The following is a 25597-nucleotide window of genomic DNA, read 5'->3' as shown; positions in this document are numbered from 1 at the left end:
GAACTCGGGGTTAAAACGGACACGATAAGCCCGACTTCCCCGAGATCAACAACAGAACGCCCCCGCACCGCCGCCCCCTCGATGATCTCGGGGGAAACGACGCTAAAACCGGCCTGGTAGGGGCGATTTTCCCGAGATCAACGCGAAGGGGCAGGGGCACCGGGCCGACGGGCGCCACGAACGCGGACGGCTACGCGCCCGCCCGGACCGCGAGGGGCCTGCCACCCGGGGGGCAGGGCCGGGGAACCGTCCCGCTCACTCCGTCGCCGCCCAACACAGCGACCACGCACACGCCCGCCACACGACAGCGCTGCGCCGAGGGCCGCCCGCCTCCGTCGTCGCCGCCCTTCCCCTGGCACTCCGCAGGCCCGCCGCCCGGGTGAGGCCGTGAGCGGGGTACCCGCTCGCCCGCCTCCCCGCACCGCGAAAGGCCCGCCGCCCGGGAGGCAGGGCCGGGGAACCGCCCCCCTCACTCCGTCGCCGCCCTCTCCGGCGACCACGCACGCGCCGCACGGCCGACGACGTGGCGCTGAGCACCGCCGGCCTGCCTCTTCGGCGCTCTTCGCCGATCCGCCTCATGAGCCCGGTGACCTCGCCGGGCCGCTGAACGCCGGAGGCCCGGACCGCTGTGCGGTCCGGGCCCCCTGTCGCGCCGTGCGCCTGTGTCAGGCGAGCGGGGCCGGAGCGGCCTTGCGGCGGCTGGCGTAGATCGTCAGCGCGCCCAGGCCGGTGGCCAGCACGCCCCCGAGGACGAAGCCCTCGAGGTCGCTCACGCCGGTCACCGGGAGCTCCGTCGGGCCCTCGTCGCCCGAGGCGGTGGTGCCGCCCGAGCCGGACTCGGAACCGCCGGTGGAGCCGCCGGTCTCCGAGCCGCCCCCGTCGGAGCCGCCGTCGCCGCCGGGCGTGCCGCCCTCGTCGGCGGGCGGAGGCGTCGGGTCGCCCGGGCCGGGGTTCTCGTCGCCCGGGTCGCCCGGGTCGGGGTCGCCCGGGTCACCGGGGTCGGGGTCGCCCGGGTCGCCCGGGTCCGGGTCACCGGGGTCGCCCGGGTCGGGGTCGCCCGGGTCACCGGGGTCGGGGTCGCCGGGGTCACCCGGGTCGCCCGGATCCCCGGGGTCGCCCGGGTCGCCCGGATCCCCGGGGTCACCCGGGTCGCCGGGGTCGCCGGGGTCACCCGGGTCGCCCGGCGGGTCCGTCGGAGGGACACCGGGGTCCTCCGGCGGCGGCGGGTCGTCCGGGCTCGGGATCAGGTCGTCGACCAGACCGATCGGGTCCAGTTCGAGCGTGATGCCGGTGTCCTCAGGGGACCCCGCCGCCGGCTCGACCGGAGCCTCGACCGGCTCGTTCGCGGCCTCGTCCGTGTCCGCGAAGGCCGGGGAGGCCGAGAAACCGGCCGCCAGCAGGCCCGCTGCGGCGACACCGAAGGCGCGTCGTGCGTGCGACATCCTGCTCCTTTCTTTTCTGAGAGGGGGAATCATTCCGGGGAGAGCGCGTACACCGAGTCGCCGGAGACGACCACCGCCCGGTCGCCGAGGATGCCCCACGGGCGGGCGGTGTTCTCCTCCAGCACGGTCGGCTCTCCCGCAGAGTCGACGGCGACGGATTCGCCGTCGAGCTCACCGAAGACCCAGTCCCCGGAGGCACTGAGCGGGGTGAGGCCGACGTCGTGCGCCGCGCCCCCGTCCAGGTCGAACACGACCGGGCCGTAGGCGGCGACGCCGTCGCCCTCCACCCAGCGCGCGTCCTCCAGGTCGTCCGGGTCCACGGGAGACTGCGCGATGACGGAACCGTCGCGCGAGTCGTGGACGGCGAGGACCGACTCCCCGCCGCCCGCGCTCCAGACGACCACGACCGTCTCGGCCCGCGCCGTCAGAAGCTCGTCCATGTCGTCGGCGCCCTCGGGCTCCTCGGGCTCGACCTGCTCGCCGCCCGGGCCGACCCACTCCCACGGCCCGCTGCGCACGGCCGTGAGGACGTTGCGGCCGTCGTTGAGCATGGCGCCGTAGCCCTCGGGCACGTCGACGGGCGCGAGCTCGCCGTCCTCGGGGATGAACGCCTCGCCCCCGTCCTCCACCAGCGGGGCGTGCCCGGGGAAGGACACGCGCGCTCCGTCGGGGATCGCGGTCTCGACCGGGTCGCCGCCGTCCGCGGGCCACTGCCACAGCGTCCCGTCGTCCAGCAGGGCGACCCCGTAGCCGTCCCCGTCGACGACGAAGTAGGGCGCGGCCCCCTTCGGGGAGACGCCTTCGGGCAGCTCGGAGGTCCACCGCTCCTCGCCGTCGGGGTCGACGACGGTCAGCGCGCCCTCCTCTGAGACGAACACGGCCGATCCGCCGTCGGGCGCGACGGCGGGGTTGGACTCGGAGGCCAGGACGCGCGTCCAGACGGCCTCGTCGGAGAACCCGGGCGGGGCCGGGCGGCTGTCGAAGACGACGGTCCCGCCGTCGTCCCCGCCTCCGCCACCGCCGCCGGACCCCCCGGAGGGCAGCAGCCCGAGGGCGAGGTATCCGCCGCCGCCGAGGAGTCCCAGCACCAGGACGCCGCCGACCACCGAAAGGGCGATGATGCGGCCCTTGCCCGAGGACCCCTTCTTCTTCTCCGGGGTCCCGATGAGTTCGGCGTCCGTACCGCCGACCGACTGCACGACGCCGGTGGGCGAGACCGACAGCTGCCAGGAACCGTTGGCGTCGCGGGCGTTGACGAGCACGGGGCGGCCCAGGTGCGCGGCGTAGGAGGCCGCGGCGTCCATGGCGCCGCTCCGGGTCTGCCGGGGCGTCTCACCGGTGACGACCTGCGTGCGCCCCGCGATGGTGATCTCGGCGCTGCGCTCGTCGGGCGCGATCACCACGACGACGAAGGCGTGGTTCGCACCGGAGTCGGGGCCATTCATGCGCCACCGCCCGCCGCCTGCCGGGTACCGGGACGGGTGGAGGGCCGTCCGGCCCGCGGGGGAATCGCTGCGCTCATGCTGTTCGGGAACCTGTTCATCGACTCGTCGAAAGGCCGCCTTCCGGAGGCGGGGCGGCGGATCTCGCGGGGGGCTGCGGGCGCTGTCGCTTGGCCGCCCCGGTGCGGGCCGTGTACGGATCCGTCGACCTTTGGGGCGACACGGGCCTCGACGAGCATACTGTTCCCCTTCCAGCCGCGCTCTGCCCGCCCTGCCCTTGGAGAACACGGTCATACAGAGTGGCGCGGATCCCGGCAACCCCACGGCGGTACACCGCGTCACCGATTCCTCACGGCGTTCACCAGCGAGGATGCGGGGAGGGTGGCCGGGAGCCCCGTCGGCCTCCGCCTCGGAGCCCAGGACGGAGGGCCGGACGGCCGCGGTGGAGCGCCGCAGGCGTGGCCGCATCCGGCCACCGATCCGTGACGGTTCCGTCGCTGATCCGCGACCTTCCGGAGCCGGGCGGAGCGGGGGCGGGCGATCCGTCCGGACCGGGACCGCCGCTGCCGACGGTCCCGGCACAAGGCCCTATGCGCGCGCCTCAGGCGCAGGTGTCGAGCATGTCCCCCAGGGCGTCGTGGTCCTCCTGGGCCAGGGAGAGTCCGTAGCGGTCCGTCACGTCGATGTAGGCCAGGGAGTAGTCGCACTGGAAGCCGTCATAGGGCTGCCATTCGCCGGGGCCCGAGTCGCCCTTGGACATGTTGGCCGGGCCGTCCGACGCGAGGAGGTTGCCGGGGTCGTTGGCGAACTCCACGCGGGTGTCGCGGTCCCACTCCGAGGCGCCCATGCGCCAGGCCAGCGACAGCGGCACGACGTGGTCGATCTGCACCGCCTGCGGGTCCTCTGAGGAGAAGTCGATCGTCTCCCCGGTGTAGGGGTCGTCCAGGACGCCCGACACCACCTTGCAGTCGTCCCGGACCTCGGCGTCGGCCAGGTCCCGGGCGAGGATGTCGTTGCGGGTCGAGCACCCGTTGTCGTCGGTGTCGATCCAGGAGGAGCCGAACTCGTCGCGCTCGTAGTCGCCGCGCGGCTCGGGCTCGGCCACGGGGATCGACTCAAGGGTGCTGCGCGCCTCCTGCGCGTCGGCGCTCTCCCCGCCCGCCGCGGTGCCGGTGGCCTCGCCGCCGGTCAGCGTGCGCAGGGCGCCGTCGAGGCCCTGCTCCTTGACCATGAGCAGGAAGGCGGCGACGGCGATGACCGCGACGACGATGGCGTAGGCGCCGGTCTTGCGGCGGTCGCGCCGGTCGCGCGTGGAGGGGCGCTTGGGGGTGCGGGGCATGGCGTGCTCAACCTGTCGTGACTCGGGGCCGGGAGTGCGGGAGGACGGGGGGCGGGGCGGACGCGCGTCGGAACCGTCGTCGTCCAGGATGCCCCAGCGGGTGCGGCTTCAGGATCGCGGGGGGCTCTCGGCCCGGTCGGAGGGCGGACGCGGGCCGGGGGTGCCGGGCCCTTCGCCGCCCCCGGACTCCCCAGGGCCGCTCGCGCCGGGGTGGGCCGCACCGGGACCGGAGGGGTGTTCGGGGCTCTCGGAGCCGACGGTGCCGGCGGGGGACGCGGAGCCCTCGCCCGGGCCGCCCTCCGTACCGTCCTCCGGGCCGGTCTCCCGGCCGTCTTCGGGAGCGTCCTCGGGGGTCGCGCCGCGGGCGCCGGGGCCGCCGTCCTCCCCTGCGTCCTCGCCCCCGCCCCTTCCGGCCCCGTGGTCGCCACCGTCCTCGTGGCCGCCACCGGACCCGTGGTCGCTCAACCGCACGGACTCCCCTTGCCTCACGACGCGCGCCAGGCGCTCGTTCACCTGCAGCCGCACGCCGTTCCACAGCCGCTTGGTGCCGGTCTTGACCGCCTCGGCCTGCTCGCCGCGCCGCTCGTCCCGGCGCTCGTCGCGCTCGGCCGCCGTCTGCATGGCCTGCTCGTGCCGCTCGACCTGCTGGGCGGCGCTGGCCACGCGGCGGGCCGCCAGCTCGGCGCGGGCAGCGGCGGTGCGCTGGGTCGGCCACATCAGGTCGATCTCGGCGTTGAGCGAGGTGCCGATGAGCACCGCCAGCGCCATCACCCACAGCCACGCAAGCACCGCGATCGGGGCCGCCAGCGAACCGTAGATGGTGACCTGGCCCAGGGAGGCGTCCAGGTAGAGCCGCAGGACCACGCTGCCCAGCAGCAGGATGAGGGCGGCCAGAGCGGCCCCCGGAAGGTAGCGCCAGAACGCCACCCGGGCGGGGACGCTCAGCGCGTACAGCATCGCCACCGCCAGCACCGTCAGCCCGCCCACCACCGGCCAGTACAGGTTGTTCAGGTGGCCGACGGTCGCCGGGAGCAGGCGGTGCACCATGTCGGGGCCGACCACCATCACCGGCAGCACGGCCAGCGCGAACACCAGGGCGCCCAGGTAGGCCACGAACGCCAGCGCGCGGCGGGCGAAGTAGCCCCGCAGCCCGTCGAGTCCGTAGGCGATCGTGATCGCCTCGATGAAGACGTTCATCGCGCGCGAGCCCGACCACAGCGACACCAGGAAGGTCACTGAGAGCACGCCGCCCTGGGCGCCGCGCAGGAAGTCGTCCACCAGGGGGGCGACGAGGGTGTCCACCGTGTGCTCGGTGAGCGCCTGGGCCGCCAGGTCCAGCATCCACGTGCGGATCTCCAGCACCGTCCGCTCGCCGAACACGCCCCGCAGGTGCCCGAGGGTGCCGACCAGTCCGAGCAGCAGCGCGGGCAGAGAGAGCAGGGAGAAGAACGCCGACTCGGCGGCGAGGCCGATGATGCGCGTGCGGGCCACCGCGCGTACGGTGCGCGCCGTCAGCAGCACCGCTCCGCCGGGAAGCGGGCGGCGCTCGGCCCATGCCCGCGTCCCGGCCCGCACACGCTCCGCGAAGCCCCTCACACGACCACGTTAGGCTTCCCCGCCCCAGGGGACGGTGCGGCGGCGCGCGGGGACCGCTTTTCGTGTCGGTCCGCATAGGCAACCGTGACCTCCCCGCGACCTGATCGGCGGGGCGCGGCCGACACGGCCGGGGGCGCATGCACACCGGCGCACGCACGACGCCACGCCGTGCACGTGACGTGCTTCACTGGCGGCCGGTGCCGCCCAGACCTGGACATCCGGGCGCGCCGCGTGTCATCGTCGTTGACATGATGGCTGCGATCGACCCCATGCTCTACGTGCGTCGGCACGTGGACCTGCTTCGGGTGAGCAGCGCCATCTGTCGCACCGTCGGCTGACCCGCCGCAGCGCGCGGGGCCACTGCAGCCCCCCGCGCGCCCGAATCCCGCCCGTACACATTGGGGCGCGAGCGGCGCCGACGTCCTCCAGCCGAACCGGCGATGAGCCCTGCCCCGGAACCGATGGCGCGACCGGGGAGCGCGGCCGGGGAGGGGTGCGCGGCGGCCCGGCCCGACGCCCCGCAGATCCGCTCGGAGGACACCCGGACATGCCTCCCGCCACCCAAGCCCGCCCCCGCCGTGGGGAGGGCCAGTGGGCCCTCGGCTACCGCGAGCCGCTGAACAAGAACGAAGAGAACAAGAAGAACGACGACGGGCTCAACGTCCGACAGCGCATCATCGACATCTACTCCAAGGCCGGGTTCGACTCCATCGACCCCGCCGACCTGCGGGGGCGCTTCCGCTGGTTCGGGCTGTACACCCAGCGCGCCCCGGGCATCGACGGCGGCAAGACCGCGGTGCTGGAGCCCGAGGAGCTGGACGACCGCTACTTCATGCTGCGGGTGCGCATCGACGGCGGCCAGCTCACCGTCGCCCAGCTGCGCGCCATCGCCGAGATCTCCACCGCCTACGGGCGCGACACCGCCGACATCACCGACCGGCAGAACGTCCAGCTGCACTGGGTGCGCATCGAGGACGTGCCCGCCATCTGGGAGAAGCTGGAGGCGGTGGGCCTGTCCACCATGGAGGCCTGCGGCGACACCCCCCGCGTCATCCTGGGCTGCCCGCTGGCGGGCATCGCCGAGGACGAGGTCATCGACGCGACCGAGGAGATCCGCCGGGTCCACGACGACCACATCGGCAGCCCCCTGTTCTCCAACCTCCCGCGCAAGTTCAAGTCCTCCATCTCGGGCTGCTCCTCCTACTGCACCAACCACGAGATCAACGACGTGGCCTTCGTCGGCGTGGTCGGCCCGGACGGCACCCCCGGCTACGACCTGCACGTGGGCGGCGGGCTGTCGACCAACCCGATGTTCGCCAAGCGGCTGGGCGTGTTCGTGGCGCCCGAGCGGGTCAGCGAGGTGTGGGCCGGGGTGACCTCGGTCTTCCGCGACTACGGCTACCGGCGGCTGCGGCACCGCGCCCGGATCAAGTTCCTCATCAAGGACTGGGGGGCGGAGAAGTTCCGGGAGGTGCTGGAGAAGGAGTACCTGGGCTACGCGCTGCCCGACGGGCCGGCGCCGGAGCTGGACCCGGGGCTGGAGCGGGACCACGTGGGGGTGCACCGCCAGCGCGACGGGCGCAACTACGTGGGCTTCGCGCCGCGCGTGGGGCGGGTGTCGGGCACCAAGCTGGCGCGCATCGCCGACATCGCCGAGGAGCACGGCTCGGACCGGATCCGCACCACCGCCGACCAGAAGCTGGTCGTGCTGGACGTGGACCCCGACCGCACCGACTCCATCGTGGAGGCGCTGGAGGCCGAGGACCTGCGGGTGCGGCCCAGCGTGTTCCGGCGCCAGACCATGGCCTGCACCGGCATCGAGTTCTGCAAGCTGGCCATCGTGGAGACCAAGGACCGCGGCGCCACGCTCATCGACGAGCTGGAGCGGCGGCTGCCGGACTTCCCCGAGCCGGTGACGATCAACATCAACGGCTGCCCCAACTCCTGCGCCCGCATCCAGGTCGCCGACATCGGCCTCAAGGGCCAGCTGGTGACCGGCCCGGACGGGCGCCAGGTGGAGGGCTACCAGGTGCACCTGGGCGGGGCGATGGGGCTGAACTCCTCCTTCGGGCGCAAGGTGCGCGGCCTGAAGACGACCGCCGAGGAGCTTCCGGACTACGTCGAGCGGGTGCTGCGCCGCTTCCAGGACCAGCGCGAGGACGGCGAGCCGTTCGCGGTCTGGGCGGCCCGCGCCGACGACGCCGACCTCAAGTGACCGGGCCCGGAGCGGCCCGGCCCGAGACGACCCAGTGGACGGTGGACGAACGTGAGTGAGAGAGCCGCCCCCCACTACTGCCCGTACTGCGGCGACGAGGACCTCGCCCCGCACGAGGGCGACGGCGAGCAGGGGGCGGGCTACGCCTGGGCCTGCTACTCCTGCGCCCGGGTCTTCCGGGTGAAGTTCGTCGGCCTGCGCGCCGCCGCCGTCGCCGGCGACGCGGGCCCGACCGGGACGGATGGGAACGAATGAGCGTCACGAACCCCGAAGCCGGGACCAGACCCGGCGCCGAGACCGCCGATACCGACGAGGAGCGGCGCGCGCTGGCCGAGCGGGCGGCGCGCGAGCTGGAGGGCGCCCCCGCCCGGGAGGTCATCGCCTGGGCCGCCGAGGCCTTCGGCGACCGGCTGTGCATGACCTCCTCCATGGCCGACGCGCTCATGGTCGACCTGGTCTCGGCGGTGGTGCCGGGCATCGACGTGATCTTCCTGGACACCGGCTACCACTTCGCCGAGACCATCGGCACGCGCGACGCGGTGGCCGCGATGTACCCGATCAACCTGATCAACGTGGAGCCGCAGCGGACGGTGGCCGAGCAGGACCGCGACCTGGGGCCGCGGCTGCACGGCCGCAACCCGTCCATCTGCTGCCACCTGCGCAAGGTGGAGCCGCTCAAGCGCGCGCTGGAGCCCTACGACGCGTGGCTGAGCGGGCTGCGGCGGGACGAGGCCTCCACCCGGCGGAACATCCCGGTCGTGCAGTGGGACCGCCGCCGCCGGATGGTGAAGGTCAACCCGATCGCCGGGTGGACGCAGGACGACGTGGACGCCTACATGGCCGAGCACGGGGTGCTGGTCAACCCGCTGCAGTACGACGGCTACCCCTCCATCGGGTGCGCGCCCTGCACGCGCCGGGTGGAGGAGGGCGAGGACCCGCGCAGCGGCCGCTGGGCGGGGTTCGCCAAGACCGAGTGCGGGATCCACCTGTGAGCGCCGCAGGCGGCCCCGCGGCCGAGGGTGGCGTCCCTCTGCTGGCCGTGGCGCACGGGAGCGAGGACGAGCGGTCCTCGGCGACCGTGGAGCGGGTGTTCGCGCGGGTGCGGGAGCTGCGCCCGGACCTGGACGTGCGAGTGGCGTACCTGGACCACGTGGAGCCGGGGGCCGAGTCGGCGCTGGCCGGGCTGGCCGCCGAGGGCGCGGGCGGGGTCGTGGTGCTCCCGGCGCTGCTGACCGCGGCCTACCACAGCAAGGTGGACCTGCCGGGGGTCCTGGAGCGGGTGGCGGCGGCCTGCCCGTGGCTGCGCGTGCGCTACGCGGGCACGCTGGGGCCGCACCCGCTGCTGCTGGACGCGGTCGAGCGGCGGCTGCGCGAGGTGGGTCGGGAGGCGGCGCCGGACACCGCCCTGGTGCTGGCGTCGGCCGGGTCGAGCGACCCGGAGGCCAACGCGGTGATCGAGGGGGCGGCGGCGGAGCTGGCGCGGCGCGGCCCGTGGCGGGAGGTGGTCGCGGCGTACGCGTCGATGGCCTCCCCCACCCCGGCCGAGGCGGTGTCCCGGCTGCGCGCGGAGGGGGCGCCGCACGTGGCGGCGGCGACCTACCTGCTGGCGCCGGGCTTCTTCGCCGACCGGGTGGCCGACCAGGCGTTCGCCGAGGGGGCGGCGGCGGTGTCGCCCGCCCTGGGGGACGCGCCCGAGCTGGCCGAGCTGGTGGTCCACCGCTATGAGGAGGCCCTGCGGACGGCCCCGGCCTTCCCACGGGTGGCCGCCGGTTAGCGACCGGCCGAAGGCCGGTGCGATGGCGGTCCGAATGCGGCCGCCGCCCAAGGAGTCGGGCGGCGGCCGCATTCGTGTGTCGGGCGGACGGGAACTGGCCTTTCCGTGCGGCCGTGACTAGGCTCGTGGACAGGCCGAAGGCGTTTTTCCGGGGGATTCCACGGTTTCCCGGACAGGGAGAGGGGCTGGTCTCTACGATGTCCGCGTCTAACAGAGGAGCAGACCCCATGTCCGTTGCCGAGATCGACGCCCCGGTCCCTGCCGAAGAGGCAGAGCATCAGGGGCCTATGTCGCTCCGCGCACTCGCCGACCACGTGGCCGAGAAGCTCCCCGCCGGATACCGGGTCGAGGTTCTCGGAGGAGAAGTCGTCGTGTCCCCCATCCCCGTGAACAAGCACACGTGGTTCGCCCACGAGATCATGTACCAAGTACGGCCACAGCTTCCTGATGGCCTGACGACTTTCTATCCCGTTGGTGTCGGGTTCAACGGAGAGGACGACGAGCTCGCTGTACCCGATCTCGTCGTCCTGCCGATCGAAGCGACAGAAGAAGAGATCCACCGCAATCCCCCTGACACCATCGAGTTCACCCTTGAGGTCGTTTCCAAGGGCAATGCCCTCCGGGACCTCAGGGCGAAGCCGATCACCTACGCCAGGATGATGATCCCGATCTACCTGATCGTCGATCCCCGCAACGGATCCCTCATCCTCCACTCGGACCCACGCGACGGGGAATACCAAGCGGTACACAGAATGGCTTTCGGCGAGACGGTGAAGCTCCCGGACCCCCTCGGCGGAGTCGAGATCAACACCGAATCCTTCACCAAGTATGCGAAGCCCAAGAGCCGATGAACGACGAGAGCGGAGTTCCATGGCCCTGCGACCGCTGGCGGACCAGGTCCTCGAAGCCCTTCCGAAAGGGTTCAAGGTAGAGGTCCTCGATGGGGTGTTCATCGCTTCCCCGCGCCCGACATTGCGTCGTACCGGAGTGAGGGAGCGGATCTTCAGTCAGCTCCTCCACCAGCTGCAGCCTCCGATGATCCCCCTGCAGCGGACCGCAGTCGGACTTCCCGACAGTGACGACTACGCCATTCCCGACGCGGTCGTATTGGACCTCGACCTGGAGGATACCGACGCCGACGATTGGCTCGCCACGCCGGAAGAAGTCTATTTCGCTATGGATGTCGTCCCTCGTTCCGACATGGCCGGGCACGTGCTCGACAGGGCCGTCGTCTATCCCGCACTCGGTATTCCCCTCTACCTGATCGCCGACCCCGGGGATGCTTCGCTGATCCTCCACTCCGCGCCCACCGACGGCGTGTACACGTCGGTGAACCGACTGCACTTCGGAGACACCGTGAAGCTCCCCTCCCCTCTCGAAGGCATCGTGATCGAGACGGGCGACCTCATGACCTACTCCTGACTCCTCAGCGGACGATCGGGGGCGGCCGGGCCGTCGAGGTCACCGGCGCCTTCCTGGCCGGGCGTGTGCCCCAGGGCGGCGTGACCACGGCCACAGGTGAAGACATGGTCCTCCGCCCCTGGCCGTGAGGGTGTGGCGGGGTAGCGTCGGGGCGACAGCGCTTTCCCACTCATCTCTCTACCGACTCCAATCCCCCGGATTCAGGAGGAACACATGGCGCCTGCGCGCGGGAACGGGATCAGACGGCTGCTGCGTGACCTGCCGGTCTTCGCCGGGGCCACGCCGCCCTTCGATCCGGCCTCGGCGCCCGTCGAACCCCTGGAGCTGTTCGAGGAGTGGCTGCGGCAGGCCGTCGAGGCGGGCGTCGGCGAACCGCACGCGGCGGCGGTCGCCACCGCCGACGCCGGGGGCGCCCCCTCGGTTCGGGTGCTCATCCTCAAGGACGCCGACGAGCGCGGCTTCTCCTTCGCCACCTCCTCCACCAGCCGCAAGGGCCGCGAGCTGGCCGAGCGCCCCGAGGCCGCCATGGTCTTCCACTGGCGCGAGCAGGCCCGGCAGATCCGGCTGCGCGGCCCCGTGCTGATCGGCACCCCCGAGGAGAACGCCGCCGACTTCCTCGAGCGCTCCCCCGAGGGCCGCGCCGCCGGGATGCACGGCCTCCAGTCCTCCCCGCTCGACGACCCGGACGCCGTCGCCCGCGCCTTCGAGGACGGGCTGTCCGCCATCGAGGCCGACCCCCGGACCGTCCCCTCCTCCTGGGCCCTCTACCGGCTGGTGCCGATGGAGGCCGAGTTCTGGCAGGGGCACCCCAAGCGGTTGCACACCCGCCTGCGCTACTCCCGCTCCTCCATCGACGACGCCTGGCGGCGGGAGCTGCTCTGGCCCTGAGCGGGCCGGGAGAGGAGGGCGGGGAAGGGACCACCGGCGGGCCGGGGGCTATCCTGGGCGCATCGCGACCGAATGCCGTTCGGATTCGCTCCGCGGTCCCGGAGCGGGTCCCGGAGAGGATGGTGCCCCATGCCCCCCACCCACGAGGTGCTCAACCAGGCGGCCCCGCTGGAGGGCGACGACGTCGCCGCCGACCCCGCCCTGCTGGAGGGGCTGGAGCGGGAGGGCGCCGGGTGGGCGGGCGAGGAGCTGCACGAGCTGGGCCGGCTCGCCGGGAGCGCGCGGGCGCGCGCCTGGGGCGAGCAGGCCGACCGCAACACCCCCGAGCTGCGCACCCACGACCGCTACGGCCACCGCGTCGACGAGGTGGACTTCCACCCCGCCTGGCACGTGCTCATGGACACGGCCGTCACCAACGGCCTGCACGCCGCCCCCTGGGCCGACGAGCGCCCCGGCGCCCACCTGGCCCGCGCCGCCAAGTTCTACGTGTGGTCCCAGGTCGAGGGCGGCCACGGCTGCCCCGTCTCGATGACCTACGCCGCCGTCCCCGCCCTGCGCCGCTCCCCGGAGCTCGCCGAGCGGTTCGAGCCGCTGCTCGCCTCCCGCACCTACGACTTCGGCCTGCGCCCCCCGCTCACCAAGCAGGGCCTAATCGCCGGGATGTCGATGACCGAGAAGCAGGGCGGCTCGGACGTGCGGGCCAACACCACCCGGGCCGTCCCCTCCTCCGACGGCTCCTACCGCCTCACCGGGCACAAGTGGTTCACCTCCGCGCCCATGAGCGACGTGTTCCTCGCCCTCGCGCAGGCCCCCGAGGGCCTGACCTGCTTCCTGGTGCCGCGGGTCCTGGAGGACGGGTCGCGCAACCCCATGCACCTGATGCGCCTGAAGGACAAGCTCGGCAACCGCTCCAACGCCTCCGCCGAGATCGAGTACGACGGCGCCCTCGCGTGGCCGGTGGGCGAGCCCGGGCAGGGCGTGCGCACGATCATCGAGATGGTGAACGGCACCCGCCTGGACTGCGTCATCGGCTCCTCGGCCGGGATGCGCGCGGCGGTGCTCCAGGCGGTCCACCACGCCTCCCGGCGGCGGGCCTTCGGCGCGGCGCTCATCGACCAGCCGCTGATGCGCAACGTGCTGGCCGACCTGGCCCTGGAGTCGGAGGCGGCCACGGTCCTGATGACCCGCCTGGCCGCGGCGGCGGACCGGTCGGTGCGCGGCGACGCCCAAGAGGCGGCGTTCCGCCGGCTCGCCGTGGCGGTGGGCAAGTTCTGGGTCACCAAGCGCGCTCCAGCCCACGCGGGCGAGGCCCTGGAGTGCCTGGGCGGCAACGGGTACGTGGAGGAGTCGGGCATGCCGCGCCTGTTCCGCGAGTCGCCGCTGAACTCGATCTGGGAGGGCTCGGGCAACGTGGCCGCCCTGGACGTGCTGCGCGCGATGGCCAAGAGCTCCGAGGCGCTGGAGGCCTTCCTCGCCGAGGTCCGCCTCGCCGAGGGCGCGGACGCGCGGCTCGACGCGGAGGTCAAGCGGCTCCAGGAGTCCCTGTCGGACCTGGACGACGTCCAGTTCCGCGCGCGCGGGCTGGTCCGGTCGATGGCGCTGTGCCTGCAGGCCTCGCTGCTGCTGCGCCACTCCCCCGCCCCGGTCGCCGAGGCGTTCGTCGGCTCGCGCCTGGGCGAGGGGCGCGGCGACGTGTTCGGCGCGCTGCCGCGCGGTGTCGACACCGCCGCGATCCTGGACCGCGCACGCCCGAGGTACTGACGGGGGAACGACGCCGGAGACCCGGTCCGGGGGCGGCGCCCCCGCTCAGCGCGAACGCGGCCGGCCCGTGGGGGACGCCCCCGCGGGCCGGTCCGCTTCGGTACGGGGGACGGGGCGCACGGCCGGATCGGGACACCGGCCGCACCGCTGGGCCCCCCGGCGCGTCACAGGGGCGAAGCGGTCCCGCACGGAAGGGCCGCGCCACACGCCGATTCCCGTCCGGCTTGCGGGGAAATCACTCGGTCCGTCCGACGGACCGCCCGCGAATCCGCATCGGAACCGCGTCGCTTCCCGGAAAGAGGACGGGAAAGCGGGCACAATACCGATGACGGGCGAAATGAGCCGACGAGAACGACGAGAACACTGCCCCACGATCCCGAGCGGAGCGGCGACCCCATGGTGGAAGTCTGGCCAGGCACCCCCTACCCCCTCGGTGCCACTTACGACGGGACGGGGACGAATTTCTCACTGTTCTCCGAGGCGGCCGAGGCCGTCCACCTGTGCCTGTTCGACGACGCGGGCACCGAGACCGCCGTTCCGCTGAACGAGTTCGACGGCTTCGTCTGGCACGGATACCTGCCCGGCGTGGGCCCCGGCCAGCGGTACGGGTACCGGGTCCACGGCCCCTACGCCCCGGAGCGCGGCCTGCGCTGCAACCCCGCGAAACTGCTGGTCGACCCCTATGCCAAGGCCATCGACGGGTCGGTGCGCTGGCACGAGTCCCTGTTCTCCTACCACTTCGACGACCCGTCCCGGCAGAACACCCGCGACAGCTCCCCCAACGTCCCCAAATGCGTCGTCGTCAGCCCCTTCTTCGACTGGAGCAACGAGTCGCGCCCGCGCATCCCCTATAACGAGACCGTCGTCTACGAGGCCCATGTGCGCGGTCTGACCATGCTCCACCCCGACGTCCCCGAACACCAGCGGGGAACGTACGCCGGGCTGGCGCACCCGGCGATGGTCGACTACTTCAGCGCGCTCGGCGTCACCGCCGTCGAATTGATGCCGGTGCACCATTTCGTTCCCGAGCACGCCCTGGTCGCCCGGGGCCTGACGAACTATTGGGGCTACAACACCCTCGCCTTTCTCGCCCCGCACAGCGGCTACGCCGCCAACGGCTCCCGGGGCCAGCAGGTGCAGGAGTTCAAGGCGATGGTCAAGGCGCTGCACGCGGCCGGCATCGAGGTGCTGCTGGACGTCGTCTACAACCACACCGCCGAGGGCGACCACATGGGGCCCACACTGTCGCTGCGGGGCATCGACAACCTGTCCTACTACCGCGTGGTCGACGACGACCCGCGCTACTACGTCGACTACACCGGCTGCGGCAACAGCCTCAACGTGCGCCACCCGCACTCGCTGCAGCTCATCATGGACTCGCTGCGCTACTGGGTGCTGGAGATGCACGTCGACGGGTTCCGCTTCGACCTCGCCTCGGCGCTGGCCCGCGAGTTCCACGACGTGGACCGGCTGAGCACGTTCTTCGACATCGTCCAGCAGGACCCGGTGATCTCCCAGGCCAAGCTGATCGCCGAGCCCTGGGACGTGGGCCCCGGCGGCTACCAGGTGGGCAACTTCCCGCCGCTGTGGACCGAGTGGAACGGCAAGTACCGCGACACCGTCCGCGACTTCTGGCGCGGCCACCCGGTCGTGCCCGAGATGGCCTCGCGCCTGTCCGGCTCCAGCGACCTGTACCAGGACGACGGGCGCCGCCCGGTGGCCTCGGTCAACTTCGTCACCTGCCACGACGGCTTCACCATGGCCGACCTGGTCTCCTACGACCACAAGCACAACGAGGACAACGGCGAGGACAACCGGGACGGCACCGACGACAACCGCTCCTGGAACCACGGGGTGGAGGGCCCCACCGAGCGCCCCGAGGTGCTGGCGCTGCGCCGCCGCCAGGTCCGCAACTTCCTGGCCACGCTGTTCTGCTCGCAGGGCGTGGTCATGCTCTCCCACGGCGACGAGATCGGCCGCACCCAGCGCGGCAACAACAACGCCTACTGCCAGGACAACGAGATCGCCTGGGTGGACTGGAAGGCCGCCGCCGAGGAGGAGGACCTGCTGGAGTACGTGCGCGGGCTGGCCCGGCTGCGCCGCGAGCACCCGGTCTTCCGCCGCCGCCGGTTCTTCCAGGGTCGCTCCGGCGCGGACGGCGCGGACGGGGGGCTGCCCGACATCGCCTGGCTGCGGCCCGACGGCACGATGATGGACCAGGACGACTGGCACGACGGCGCCACCCGGCTCGGCGTGTTCCTCAACGGCGACGCCATCACCGAGCCCGACCCGCGGGGGCGGCGGGTGCGCGACGACTCCTTCCTGCTGCTGCTGAACTCCGGGGCCGAGCCGGTCGACTTCACCGTCCCCGGCCGGGAGTTCGGCCTCGCCTGGGAGGCGGTGCTCGACACCGCCGAGCCGGACGTGGACGGGCGGCCGCTGATCCCCGCCGGGGGCGCGGCGCCCGTGATCGACCGCGCCCTGCTGCTCCTGCGCCGCGTCTCGCACGGCGCCGCCACAGGCGTCTAACCTGCCCCCATGGACACCGACCCGCGCTTCCGCGCGCTGCTTCCCGCCCCGTCGGCCGAGGTCGACCTGGCCGCCCTGTACGCCTACCCCGCCGCGCTGGACCGGCCCTGGGTGCGCTGCAACATGGTCTCCAGCGCCGACGGCGGCGCCTGGGGGCCCACCGGCCGCTCCGCCGACCTGTCGTCCCCGGCCGACCGGCGGGTGATGGGGGTGCTGCGGGGGCTGTGCGACGTGGTACTGGCCGGGGCGGCCACGGCGCGCATCGAGGGCTACCGGCCGGTGCGGCCGCGGGAGGTGTGGTCGCTGCTGCGGGAGGGGCGCCCGGCCACGCCGTCGGTGGCGGTGGTGACCCGCACCCTCGACGTCCACCCCGACCTGCTGGCCGCGGCGCCGGAGGACGCGCCGACGCTGCTGTTCACCACCGCCTCGGCGCCCGAGGAGCGGGTGCGCGACGCCCGTGAGGCCGGGGCCGAGGTGGTCTTCGCCGGCGATGGCGGGTCGGTCGACCCGGCCGCGGTGGTGCGCGCGCTGGCCGAGCGCGGGCTGTACCGGGTGCTGTGCGAGGGCGGCCCGCACCTGCTGGCGGAGTTCACCGCGGCCGGCCTACTGGACGAGCTGTGCCTGACCACCAGCCCGCACCTGCTGGGCCCGGCCCCCTCCCGCATCGTCGCCGGGGACGCCCCGTCGCACCGGGAGGACCTGCGCCTGGAGCACCTGCTGGAGTCGGAGGGGGCGCTCTTCGCCCGCTACACGCGCGCCTGAGGACCGCTGCGGGCCCACTGCGCGCACCGTGGGCCCCGCCCGGCGCCCCCCTCAGCCCCCGGCCGCCCCTGGGCCCCTTCCGGCGTCCGGGGGCGGCCGTCGTGCCCGCCGCCCCTCCCGGAACACATTCGGACGTCCCGTACCACCCCTCCGCTCCGATCGGACCGGGGCCGTGGCCGGTTTCGGCTGTCCCCCATCCGTGCATGAATCGGCCCCGGCACGGACATACCGCCTGTGCGGAGGGGTGGAGCGCCCTTCCCGGCCGCCCCCTCGCACAGCGGAGTAGGAGGGGGATTAAGGGTAAGAACACAACCAATCCGGCAGCGGTCCCCGCGTCCCTGCGGAAGCACGCACTCCGGGCGAGAGGATGAAGACAGTGCCGACGTCCGACAACGACCCCCCTCCCGTCTACCGGGAGATCGCCGAGGAGCTGCGCGCCGCGATCACCTCCGGGCGGCTCTCCGATGGCGACCGCGTCCCCGGCGAGAACGACCTGATGAAGCGCTACGGCGTCGCCCGGGCGACCGCCCGGCAGGCGCTCTCGGTGCTCATCAACGAGGGCATCGTGGTCCCCATCCGCGGATCCGGCGTCTACGTGCGCGCCTTCCGCCCGCTGCGCAGACACGGGCCCAAACGCCTCTCCCGGGACCTGTGGGGCGGCGGGCGGGCGATCTGGCAGGCCGACGCCGGCGACCGGCCCTTCGAGACCGACAGCGTCGTGGTCGACGAGGTCCCCGCGCAGCCGCACGTGGCGCGTGCGCTGGACCTGCCCGAGCGGACGCCGGTGCTCCGGCGCCGCCGCCGCTACCGGCTGGACGAGCGCCCCATGCAGCTCGCCACCTCCTACCTGCCCCGGGAGCTGGTGCACGGAACCCCCATCACGGAGGTCGACACGGGCCCCGGCGGAATCTATGCACGACTGGCCGAACTCGGCCACGCACCGGCGCACTTCACCGAGGAGATCCGGGTGCGCATGCCCACCCCCGGAGAGATCGAGGCGCTCAGCCTGAGCGCCGGAACCCCCGTTCTGGACGTGTTGCGGACCGCTCTGACCGACGACCGACTCGCGGTCGAGCTGAACGAGATGACCCTCGACGGGTCGGCCTACGTGCTCCAGTACGACTTCGAGGCCTGAGGCCCCCCGGCAGGCCACAGCGGCTGCGCGCCGCCCCCGGCGGCGCGGCCGGGCCGCCTCCCCCGGAACGGGCCCGGAACCGCCCGCCCGCGCGCGATCGCCCGGAATCCCCGTACCGACGGGGATTCCGGGCGATCGCGTGAGGATCCGCCTCCGGTTGTGGGTACAGGCTCTCTAGAGAGCGCCCATCGGTTCTCCAGCGGCCGAGGCGGTACGGCGACGGGCCGGGGAGGACGGCCCCGGCCCGCGTCGTTCCCGGCGGCGCGGACGGATCAGTCCGGCGGCCGCCTCTCCGGCTTCTCGGCGAACACCAGGTACAGCAGCGCCAGCAGCAGGAGGCCGACGGCCACCGCCCCGGACGCCGCGAACAGGACGTCGCCCGCGTCGGAGGCGGCCCAGTGCGCCAGGGCGACCCCCAGCAGCGCCGCCACCGCCAGACCCACGAGCGCCGTCAGCGCCGCCGCCACCGCCAGCCCGCGGTCACCCCACGGGCGCGGCCGCATGCGGTCGACCCGCGCGGCCGCCACCGCTCCGCTCACCTCGGCGGCCCAGCGCACCTCGCCGGCCGCCTCCGCGATCACCTCCCATCCCGGCCGCGCCACCGCGACCGCCTCACCGATGCGCCGCCCGCCCTGCCGGGCGCGGGCGGCGCATCTCTCGACCACTGTCTGCACCCAGTACCCGGCGACGAGGCGCAGGTAGAGTCCCGCACCCACCGTCGCCCGCCGCTCCGCGGCCACCGGGCGCCCTCGCGTCATCGACCCTGGGCGATACGAAACGAGCATGGATCGTTCGCTCCCACCGTGTCCGACACCCTGAAAATCACGTACCCGAGGCGGTTCGCGATGAACGCGCACAACGCGAATGATCAGCCGGGATTCTCCCTTCACTCCGTAATGCCGGAGTCGGCCGCGAACGACCGGAGCGAGACCTTCGACCCGATCCGCACCTGGTCAGCGGCGGGAGGGGACGGTGCCGACCGGGCGGCCGCGCGGGTCCGCGGGCCCGTCGGCGCACCCCCGGTCCCACCTGGTGAGACGGGGCCACAGTCGGCCCCGTGAGGCGCCTTGACGCCGGGCCGGCGCCCCGTACCGCTGTCGCGCCCGTGAGCGTGCCGACACGCGCACCTGAGGGGCGCGGCCGCCCTTACCCGCCCCGCCGCCCTTCCGTTCGCCTGACGTGCGCCTCTGGGCCGCTTGGAGGATGCTCGGTGAGCACATCAGGGGGCGTCCGAGGTAGCGTCGCTCCCATGGACCAGGAAGCCATGGACGGCAAGGACGCGGGGCGGGCCCAGGAGCCGGTCCGCAAGAGCGAGGAGGAGTGGCGGCGCCTGCTCGACCCGGAGGCGTACGCGGTGCTCCGCCAGAGCGCCACCGAGCGCCCCTGGAGCGGCGAGTACGTCTCCACCGGCGTCAAGGGCGTCTACCGGTGCCGCGCCTGCGGCGCCGAGCTGTTCCGTTCCGATGAGAAGTTCGACTCACACTGCGGCTGGCCGAGCTTTTACGACCCGGCCGACAGCTCCGCCGTAACGCTGCACGAGGACCGCTCGCTTGGCATGATACGTACCGAGGTTCGCTGCTCACGCTGCGATTCCCACCTCGGTCACGTGTTCCGCGGTGAGGGCTACCCCACCCCGACCGACGACCGTTATTGCATCAACTCAGTGGCACTCACCCTGGAGGCGGACGGCCCGGTGGAATAGCATCCTCCCTTATGGGTGTCGGCGGTGGGCCCGGACCGGTCCGCCGTCCGGCGTCCGCGGCGCCCATGCCGGGCCGACCGTCCGGCCGCGCGAGACGCGCCCCTCGACGCTCGCCGGCCGCCAGGCTTCACGACGAAAGCATCCGATGACCGACGATTCAGATCCCACCCCCTCCTCCGGCCCCGCCGTGCCCGTCCGCATGGCCAAGGGCTCGGCCCCGTGGCTGGCACCCGCCTGTGCGGTGGCCGGCGCCACCCTGCTGGCCGCCCGGCGGTCCCGGGCGGCGCGCGTGCTCGCCGTCCCCGCGGTCGGCCTCGCCGCGGGAATGGCCTGGTTCTTCCGCGACCCCGAACGGGCTCCGGCCCAGGGCCGGCTGGTCTCCGCCGCCGACGGCGTCGTCCAGAGCATCGACGTCCAGTCCGACGGCCGCATTCGCGTCGCCGTCTTCATGAACCCCCTCAACGTGCACGTCAACCGTGCCCCCATCGCGGGCGTGGCCGCCCGGATCGAGCACCGGCCCGGAGGATTCCGCCCCGCATTCGACAAGGACAGCGAGCGTAATGAACGCGTCATCTGGACCTTCGACACCGAGATCGGCGAAGTCACGGTCGTCCAAATCGCCGGGGCGATGGTCCGGCGTATCGTCCCGTATCTCTCTGAGGGCCAGAAGGCGGAGAAGGGGCAGAGGATCGGCCTCATCCGCTTCGGGTCCCGCGTCGACGTCTACCTCCCGCCCGGTGTCACCCCGGCGGTGGAGGTCGGGCAGAAGGTCCGGGCGGGAGCGACGCGCCTTGACCGCGACTAGCCGCGCACTCCTGCCCCGCCCGCGCGCGGCCGCCCTCTCCGAGGAGGACGCCGCGCCGCGCGTGCGGCTCGCGCTCGCCGACTACCTGACACTGGGCAACGCCCTGTTCGGCTTCATGGCGGTGTGGCAGCTGGCCGCCGCCCAGTCGGCGCAGATCGCCGCGGGCGGCAGCGGCCCGCTGGACCGCGGCTCGGTCGCCACCGCCGTGGTCCTGCTGCTCCTGGCCGCCGCCTGCGACCTGTTCGACGGGCGGGTGGCCCGCAAGCTCGGCGGCAGCGGCATGGGCGCCGAGCTGGACAACCTCGCCGACGTCATCAGCTTCGGGTTCGCCCCGGCGTTCTTCGTGGTGGCCTGGGGGACGATCGCCGGGTCCGGCGGGCCGCTGCCGATCGCGGCGGCCGCGGCGGTGCTGCTGGCGGTCGTGGTGCGGCTGGCGCGGTTCTCCTGCGAGACACCGGGCTGCACCTCCTTCACCGGGCTGCCCAGCCCCTTCGGCGCCATGGCCGTGATCACGGTGGTGCTGCTGGACCCGCCGGTGCTGGTCGGCACGGGGGCGGTCCTGGTGGTGGCCTGGCTGATGGTGAGCCGGGTCGAGTACCCCAAGCCCAAGGGGCGCCTGGCCTACATGGTGCTGGCCTGGATCCTGGTGAGCGTGGGGTGCCTGGCGGCGTGGGCGATGGACGCCCCGGCCGGGAACACCCTACTGTACTCGGGGTCGGGGCTGGTGCTGGTGCTGATCCTGGCGATCCCGTTCTACGTCGTGACGGTCCGGCGCGCCGGCCGTCCGGACCCCGACGAGGACGCGGTCCCGGCCGCCCGCGAGGGCTGAGGACCGCCGAGGACCGCGAGCCGGGGCCGCGCGACAGCGCGGCCCCGCGTGCGTCCGGGCCTCCCGACCGGGCCGCGCCCGACGCGAACGGCGTGGAGGCGCGGCGTCGGCCCGGGTGCGCCGATGGCCGACGAGGTCGCGGCGAGAACGGCGCATGGGCCGTGCCCGGGCAGCGCACACCGGGCCATGGCCCACACGGACACGAGCGAGGGGCGCCGGGGAGATCCCCGGCGCCCCTCGCGCCGTCTGCGGCCGCGTCCGCGCCGCCCGTCCCGCCGGCGGGTCAGGCCAGGGACTCGACCAGCTCGGCCGGGCTCTTGCGGCGGCCGGTGTAGAAGGGCACCTCCAGGCGGGTGTGGCGGCGGGCCTTAGCACCGCGCAGGTGGCGCATCAGGTCGACGATGCGGTGCAGCTCCTCGGCCTCGAAGGCGAGCATCCACTCGTAGTCGCTCAGGGCGAAGGTGGAGACCGTGTTGGCGCGCACGTCGGCGTACCCCGCGGCCATCTTGCCGTGCTCGGCGAGCATGGCGCGGCGCTCCTCGTCGGGCAGCAGGTACCACTCGTAGGAGCGCACGAACGGGTACACGCAGATGTAGTCGCGCGGCTCCTCCCCGGCCAGGAACGCCGGGACGTGGCCGCGGTTGAACTCGGCGGGGCGGTGCAGGCCGACCACCGACCACACCGGCTCGCTCGCCCGCCCCAGCGCGGTGCGGCGGAAGGCGGTGTACATCTCCTGCACGGCCTCGGGGGTGTCACCGATCCACCAGAACATCATGTCGGCGTCGGCGCGGAAGCCCTGCACGTCGTAGGAGCCGCGGGTGGTGACGCCGCTCTTGCCGTCCTCGAACAGGGCGGTCAGCTCCTCGGCGGCCGCGGACCGGTCCAGGCCCTCCAGGTCCCCGGCCTTGAACACCGACCACATGGTGTACCGGATGAGCCTGTTGAGCTCCTCGGGGTCGGCACCGGTCGGGGTGGTCTCGCTGCTCACTGTCTTCTCCTCGCTCGGTATGGGGCGTGGGGCGCCGGGGCGGGGCCCAGGCGCTCCGGGCGGCTCATGCGCCCGCGGTCAGAAGCTCCTCCGCGGCGCCTGTGGCGCTCGCGATGCAGGTGGGGACGCCGACGCCGTCGTAGGCGGCGCCGCACAGCGCCACCGGCGGGACCGCGGCCACGGCGGCGCGGGCGCGGCGCACCCGCGCGGCGTGGCCGGTGTCGTACTGCGGCAGGCCGCCGTCCCACCGGGTGACCCGCCGCTCCAGAGGCGCGCCCGCCTGGCCGCACACGGTGCGCAGGTCGGCCAGGGCGGCCTCGGCGAGCTCGCCGTCGGTGCGCCGCAGGGCCTCCTCCTCGCCCGCGCGGCCGATGGAGCAGCGCACGACCACGAGGTCCTCGCCGGGGTGCTCGCGGTCCAGCTCCTCCTTGAGCCAGGGCCACTTGAGGCTGCTGAAGGTGGCGGCCTTGATGGTCAGCCCCTCGCGCGGGGAGACCAGGAAGCCGCTGCCGCTCAGCCCGGGGGGCAGGTCGGCGGCGCGGAAGGCGAAGGTGGTGATGGCCATGCTCGCGTACTCGATCCCGGCGAGTTCGCGGGCGGCGTCGGGGGCGGCGTCGGCGAGCAGCCGGGACGCGGCGGGGGCCGGGCAGGCCAGCGCCACGGCGTCGGCGGCGATCCGTCCGGCCCCGTCGGCCTCCAGCGTCCAGCCGCCTTCGGCGCCGGTGCGCAGCGACCGAACCGGGGCGCCGGTGCGCAGGTCGGCGCCGTGCTTCTCGGCCTGCTCGGCCAGGGCGTCGACGAGCACGGCCAGGCCGCCGCGCAGGGTCGCGAAGACGGGGGCGGGCGGTCCGTCCCCGGCGGCCGCCGTCTGGCGTCTCTTGAGCGCCGCGACACCCCGGGCCAGGGAGCGCTCGGTGCGCGCGACCGGTGCGATCTGCGGAAGGGCCGAGTCCAGGGAGAGCCGGTCGGTACGCCCGGCGTACACGCCGCCGAGCATGGGCTCGACCAGGCGGTCGACGACCTCGGCGCCCATGCGCGCGCTGATGTAGGCGCCGACGGGCACGTCCCCGCGCACGGGGGTGCTCGGCAGCACCAGGTCGAGGGCGGCGCGCAGGGTGCCGCCCCAGGAGAGCACGCCGCTGCGGGCGAGCGCGCGCAGGTCGCCCGGCACGCCCATGACCTGGCCGGCGGGGAAGGGGCGCAGCCGTCCACGGCTGTAGATCCGCGCGGGGGCGGGCGCGGGGTGCTCGACCCGGTCGTCGAGGCCGAGCTCGGAGATGAGGTCCAGGGCCTCGGGGCGGCGCGCCAGGACCGATTCTGCCCCTGCGTCCACGGGGACGCCCGCCACCGGTGACGCGTACAGCTTCCCGCCCACGCGCGGCCCGGCCTCCAGCAGCGTGACGCCCGCGCCGCCGCGGGCCAGGCGGTAGGCGGCGGTGAGCCCGGCGAGTCCGCCCCCGACCACCGCCACATGCGGTCGTGTCTGCATGTCCTTCAGCTTTCCAGATGAGTGGCGGGACCCGTGACCGCCCCGGGCGTAGCGTGGCGCACAATCCCCCCTCCTCCCCTGCGCCGATCCCCTGGGCGGCGCGCGTGACCGAGGCGTTACCCCCCGCCCGCAACCCGTGTGATGACGGCCACGTCGAAGGCATATAGCGACACTGCACGCGGATACAGAGGCGGGGAGTTCAGTGGACACGGTGCGGACGCCGTCCCGGACGGCGGTGGCGGGCACGCTCATGGGCCGCGGCGGGGCCAGGGCGGCGGGCGGCTTGGCGGTGGTCCTGGCCGCACTGCTCGCCGCGGGATGCGGTGCGGGCGGCGGCGACTCGGCATCGGACGCGGGCGGCATGGCGCAGGAGAACGCCGCCGCCCCCGAAGCGGCCGTGGACGAGGGGGCCGAGGAGGGCGAGGGCGGCGGTGCGCTCGACGTCGACGCCGAGCAGCGCCAGGTGGTGCACACGGCGATGATGACCGTGGAGTCCGACGACGTGGAGGAGGCCGCGGAGGAGGCCAAGTCCCTGGTGGCGGACGCCGGCGGGCACGTGGCCAGCGAGAGCGTGTCCCCGTCCGATTCGGGGCCGGCGTCGGCGACGCTCGTGGCGAAGGTGCCGCAGGAGGGGTACGACGCCGCGCTGGACGAGCTGGCGGGGCTGGGCGAGCGCGTCTCGCTGGAGCGCGAGGCCGAGGACGTGACCGAGGAGGTCGCCGACGTCGACAGCCGGGTCGAGTCGGCCGAGGCCTCCCTGGACCGGCTGCGCGACCTGCTGGCCGAGGCCGAGGACGTCCAGGACGTGCTCAAGGTCGAGAAGGAGATCTCCGACCGCCAGGCCGAGCTGGAGGCGCTGCAGGCCCGGCAGAAGGCGCTGAGCGAGTCGACGTCGTTCGGGACCGTCGAGCTGCACCTGCGGGAGCCCTCGGACCGGCCGACGAGCGACGGCGGCGACTTCATCGGCTTCACCGGCGGCCTGGCCTACGGCTGGCAGGCGCTGGTGGTCGTGGCCGGAGGCATCGCGGTGGCGGCGGGCTGGCTGCTGCCGTTCCTGGTGGTGGCGGCCGTGCTGCTGGCCCCGGTGGTCTGGTGGCGCAGGCGCACGGGCCGCTCGGTGGTGCCGCGCCCCCGGTCGTTCCGGCGCGGCCGGGCCGACGCGGAGAGCAGGGCCCCCGCCAAGCCCGGCACCCCCGACAAGGCGCCTGACGAGACCCCCAAGTCCCCCAAGGCCGAAAATGACCCCGACACGCCTTCCGACAAGGAGCGGCCGAAGGACCGTTGACCACTCGCCCTCGGCAATGATCATCGCCGAGGGGCCGCCCGGGCAGCACATACCGGGCATACCGGACAGCCGACATGGGGTCCGGGCATCCCGCGTCGTGAAATCGACACTTTTAGAGCCCGCGCGGAAAGGCGGGCGCGCTCGGCGTTGATCTCGGGGAAGTCGGGCTTATGCTGTCCGTTTTTACCCCGGCT

The 25597-nt window shown here is 73.8% G+C and carries 23 protein-coding genes; 16 read left to right on the top strand and 7 right to left on the bottom strand.

Translation table 11 applies throughout. From position 1 onward, the window contains the following. Positions 1-665 precede the first annotated feature (665 nt). The 4 genes from O4J56_RS25890 to O4J56_RS25875 form a co-directional block, all read right to left on the bottom strand. Positions 666-1442 (bottom strand): hypothetical protein, encoded by a 777-nt coding sequence (locus tag O4J56_RS25890; protein ID WP_270689386.1) that lies wholly within the window; start codon positions 1440-1442, stop codon positions 666-668. 29 nt (positions 1443-1471) lie between these two features. Then, the gene (locus tag O4J56_RS25885) at positions 1472-2887 is read right to left on the bottom strand and encodes a hypothetical protein (RefSeq protein ID WP_270689385.1); all 1416 of its coding nucleotides are present in this window, start codon (positions 2885-2887) and stop codon (positions 1472-1474) included. Between the two features lie 598 nt (positions 2888-3485). Beyond that, positions 3486-4223 (bottom strand): HNH endonuclease family protein, encoded by a 738-nt coding sequence (locus O4J56_RS25880; RefSeq protein ID WP_270689384.1) that lies wholly within the window; start codon positions 4221-4223, stop codon positions 3486-3488. Positions 4224-4331: 108 nt separating this feature from the next. Continuing rightward, positions 4332-5819, bottom strand: a complete 1488-nt coding sequence (locus O4J56_RS25875; RefSeq protein WP_270689383.1) for a YihY/virulence factor BrkB family protein — start codon at positions 5817-5819, stop codon at positions 4332-4334. 248 nt (positions 5820-6067) lie between these two features. Between O4J56_RS25875 and O4J56_RS32055 the strand changes: the two genes are divergently transcribed. From O4J56_RS32055 to O4J56_RS25820, 12 genes are all read left to right on the top strand, one after another. Continuing rightward, positions 6068-6157 (top strand): putative leader peptide, encoded by a 90-nt coding sequence (locus O4J56_RS32055; protein WP_333563675.1) that lies wholly within the window; start codon positions 6068-6070, stop codon positions 6155-6157. Positions 6158-6366: 209 nt separating this feature from the next. Beyond that, entirely contained in the window at positions 6367-8034 is a 1668-nt protein-coding gene (locus O4J56_RS25870; protein WP_270689382.1) for a nitrite/sulfite reductase, read from the top strand. A 51-nt stretch (positions 8035-8085) separates the two neighbouring features. Beyond that, positions 8086-8289 carry a hypothetical protein gene (locus O4J56_RS25865; RefSeq protein WP_017627449.1) on the top strand — a complete coding sequence of 68 codons (204 nt, stop codon included), beginning with the start codon at positions 8086-8088 and terminating at the stop codon, positions 8287-8289. Further along, positions 8286-9026: a phosphoadenylyl-sulfate reductase gene (locus O4J56_RS25860; RefSeq protein WP_270689381.1), complete on the top strand. Its 741-nt coding sequence runs from the start codon at positions 8286-8288 to the stop codon at positions 9024-9026. The genes O4J56_RS25865 and O4J56_RS25860 overlap by 4 nt, the downstream gene beginning before the upstream one ends. Beyond that, positions 9023-9808 carry a sirohydrochlorin chelatase gene (locus tag O4J56_RS25855; RefSeq protein ID WP_270689380.1) on the top strand — a complete coding sequence of 262 codons (786 nt, stop codon included), beginning with the start codon at positions 9023-9025 and terminating at the stop codon, positions 9806-9808. Before O4J56_RS25860 ends, O4J56_RS25855 begins: the two co-directional genes overlap by 4 nt. Positions 9809-10035: 227 nt before the next feature. After that, positions 10036-10659, top strand: a complete 624-nt coding sequence (locus O4J56_RS25850; protein WP_270689379.1) for a Uma2 family endonuclease — start codon at positions 10036-10038, stop codon at positions 10657-10659. 19 nt (positions 10660-10678) lie between these two features. Beyond that, positions 10679-11230 carry a Uma2 family endonuclease gene (locus tag O4J56_RS25845; protein ID WP_270689378.1) on the top strand — a complete coding sequence of 184 codons (552 nt, stop codon included), beginning with the start codon at positions 10679-10681 and terminating at the stop codon, positions 11228-11230. Between the two features lie 213 nt (positions 11231-11443). Then, entirely contained in the window at positions 11444-12118 is a 675-nt protein-coding gene (locus tag O4J56_RS25840; protein ID WP_270689377.1) for a pyridoxine/pyridoxamine 5'-phosphate oxidase, read from the top strand. Between the two features lie 129 nt (positions 12119-12247). After that, positions 12248-13879 (top strand): acyl-CoA dehydrogenase family protein, encoded by a 1632-nt coding sequence (locus O4J56_RS25835; RefSeq protein WP_270689376.1) that lies wholly within the window; start codon positions 12248-12250, stop codon positions 13877-13879. A 396-nt stretch (positions 13880-14275) separates the two neighbouring features. Beyond that, positions 14276-16408 carry a glycogen debranching protein GlgX gene (gene glgX / locus O4J56_RS25830; protein WP_270689375.1) on the top strand — a complete coding sequence of 711 codons (2133 nt, stop codon included), beginning with the start codon at positions 14276-14278 and terminating at the stop codon, positions 16406-16408. Between the two features lie 9 nt (positions 16409-16417). Next, positions 16418-17170: a pyrimidine reductase family protein gene (locus O4J56_RS25825; RefSeq protein WP_270689374.1), complete on the top strand. Its 753-nt coding sequence runs from the start codon at positions 16418-16420 to the stop codon at positions 17168-17170. 376 nt (positions 17171-17546) lie between these two features. Further along, positions 17547-18305, top strand: coding sequence for a GntR family transcriptional regulator (locus tag O4J56_RS25820; protein ID WP_270689372.1), 759 nt, complete (start codon positions 17547-17549; stop codon positions 18303-18305). Positions 18306-18577: 272 nt separating this feature from the next. Here the strand turns inward: O4J56_RS25820 and O4J56_RS25815 are convergent, their stop codons facing one another. Further along, on the bottom strand, positions 18578-19021 hold the full coding sequence (locus O4J56_RS25815) for a hypothetical protein (RefSeq protein ID WP_270689371.1): 444 nt from the start codon (positions 19019-19021) through the stop codon (positions 18578-18580). A gap of 533 nt (positions 19022-19554) precedes the next feature. Between O4J56_RS25815 and msrB the strand changes: the two genes are divergently transcribed. From msrB to O4J56_RS25800, 3 genes are all read left to right on the top strand, one after another. Continuing rightward, on the top strand, positions 19555-20007 hold the full coding sequence (msrB, locus tag O4J56_RS25810; protein WP_270689369.1) for a peptide-methionine (R)-S-oxide reductase MsrB: 453 nt from the start codon (positions 19555-19557) through the stop codon (positions 20005-20007). Positions 20008-20152: 145 nt separating this feature from the next. Next, entirely contained in the window at positions 20153-20812 is a 660-nt protein-coding gene (locus tag O4J56_RS25805) for a phosphatidylserine decarboxylase (protein ID WP_270689367.1), read from the top strand. Further along, the gene (locus O4J56_RS25800; protein ID WP_270689366.1) at positions 20799-21641 is read left to right on the top strand and encodes a CDP-alcohol phosphatidyltransferase family protein; all 843 of its coding nucleotides are present in this window, start codon (positions 20799-20801) and stop codon (positions 21639-21641) included. Before O4J56_RS25805 ends, O4J56_RS25800 begins: the two co-directional genes overlap by 14 nt. Before the next feature lie 283 nt (positions 21642-21924). Here the strand turns inward: O4J56_RS25800 and hemQ are convergent, their stop codons facing one another. Both hemQ and hemG read right to left on the bottom strand, forming a co-directional pair. Beyond that, on the bottom strand, positions 21925-22629 hold the full coding sequence (hemQ, locus tag O4J56_RS25795; RefSeq protein ID WP_270689365.1) for a hydrogen peroxide-dependent heme synthase: 705 nt from the start codon (positions 22627-22629) through the stop codon (positions 21925-21927). Positions 22630-22693: 64 nt separating this feature from the next. Beyond that, positions 22694-24118 carry a protoporphyrinogen oxidase gene (gene hemG / locus O4J56_RS25790; RefSeq protein WP_270689363.1) on the bottom strand — a complete coding sequence of 475 codons (1425 nt, stop codon included), beginning with the start codon at positions 24116-24118 and terminating at the stop codon, positions 22694-22696. Between the two features lie 202 nt (positions 24119-24320). Between hemG and O4J56_RS25785 the strand changes: the two genes are divergently transcribed. After that, entirely contained in the window at positions 24321-25403 is a 1083-nt protein-coding gene (locus tag O4J56_RS25785; protein WP_270689361.1) for a DUF4349 domain-containing protein, read from the top strand. The last annotated feature ends 194 nt before the right edge of the window (positions 25404-25597 follow it).

The sequence above is a fragment of the Nocardiopsis endophytica genome, assembly GCF_027706725.1.
In the GTDB taxonomy this organism is placed as follows: Bacteria; Actinomycetota; Actinomycetes; order Streptosporangiales; family Streptosporangiaceae; genus Nocardiopsis_A; species Nocardiopsis_A endophytica.
The sequence above is the reverse complement of the archived record's forward strand: the minus strand, read 5'-3'. Positions and strand labels throughout refer to the sequence as shown.

Bases quoted from the DNA above. Each gene is read 5' to 3' on its own strand.
- O4J56_RS25890 (WP_270689386.1), bottom strand. From the start codon at position 1,442: ATGTCGCACGCACGACGCGCCTTCGGTGTCGCCGCAGCGGGCCTGCTG.
- O4J56_RS25885 (WP_270689385.1), bottom strand. From the start codon at position 2,887: ATGAATGGCCCCGACTCCGGTGCGAACCACGCCTTCGTCGTCGTGGTG.
- O4J56_RS25880 (WP_270689384.1), bottom strand. From the start codon at position 4,223: ATGCCCCGCACCCCCAAGCGCCCCTCCACGCGCGACCGGCGCGACCGC.
- O4J56_RS32055 (WP_333563675.1), top strand. From the start codon at position 6,068: ATGATGGCTGCGATCGACCCCATGCTCTACGTGCGTCGGCACGTGGAC.
- O4J56_RS25870 (WP_270689382.1), top strand. From the start codon at position 6,367: ATGCCTCCCGCCACCCAAGCCCGCCCCCGCCGTGGGGAGGGCCAGTGG.
- O4J56_RS25860 (WP_270689381.1), top strand. From the start codon at position 8,286: ATGAGCGTCACGAACCCCGAAGCCGGGACCAGACCCGGCGCCGAGACC.
- O4J56_RS25850 (WP_270689379.1), top strand. From the start codon at position 10,036: ATGTCCGTTGCCGAGATCGACGCCCCGGTCCCTGCCGAAGAGGCAGAG.
- O4J56_RS25845 (WP_270689378.1), top strand. From the start codon at position 10,679: ATGGCCCTGCGACCGCTGGCGGACCAGGTCCTCGAAGCCCTTCCGAAA.
- O4J56_RS25840 (WP_270689377.1), top strand. From the start codon at position 11,444: ATGGCGCCTGCGCGCGGGAACGGGATCAGACGGCTGCTGCGTGACCTG.
- O4J56_RS25835 (WP_270689376.1), top strand. From the start codon at position 12,248: ATGCCCCCCACCCACGAGGTGCTCAACCAGGCGGCCCCGCTGGAGGGC.
- glgX (WP_270689375.1), top strand. From the start codon at position 14,276: ATGGTGGAAGTCTGGCCAGGCACCCCCTACCCCCTCGGTGCCACTTAC.
- O4J56_RS25825 (WP_270689374.1), top strand. From the start codon at position 16,418: ATGGACACCGACCCGCGCTTCCGCGCGCTGCTTCCCGCCCCGTCGGCC.
- msrB (WP_270689369.1), top strand. From the start codon at position 19,555: ATGGACCAGGAAGCCATGGACGGCAAGGACGCGGGGCGGGCCCAGGAG.
- O4J56_RS25805 (WP_270689367.1), top strand. From the start codon at position 20,153: ATGACCGACGATTCAGATCCCACCCCCTCCTCCGGCCCCGCCGTGCCC.
- hemG (WP_270689363.1), bottom strand. From the start codon at position 24,118: ATGCAGACACGACCGCATGTGGCGGTGGTCGGGGGCGGACTCGCCGGG.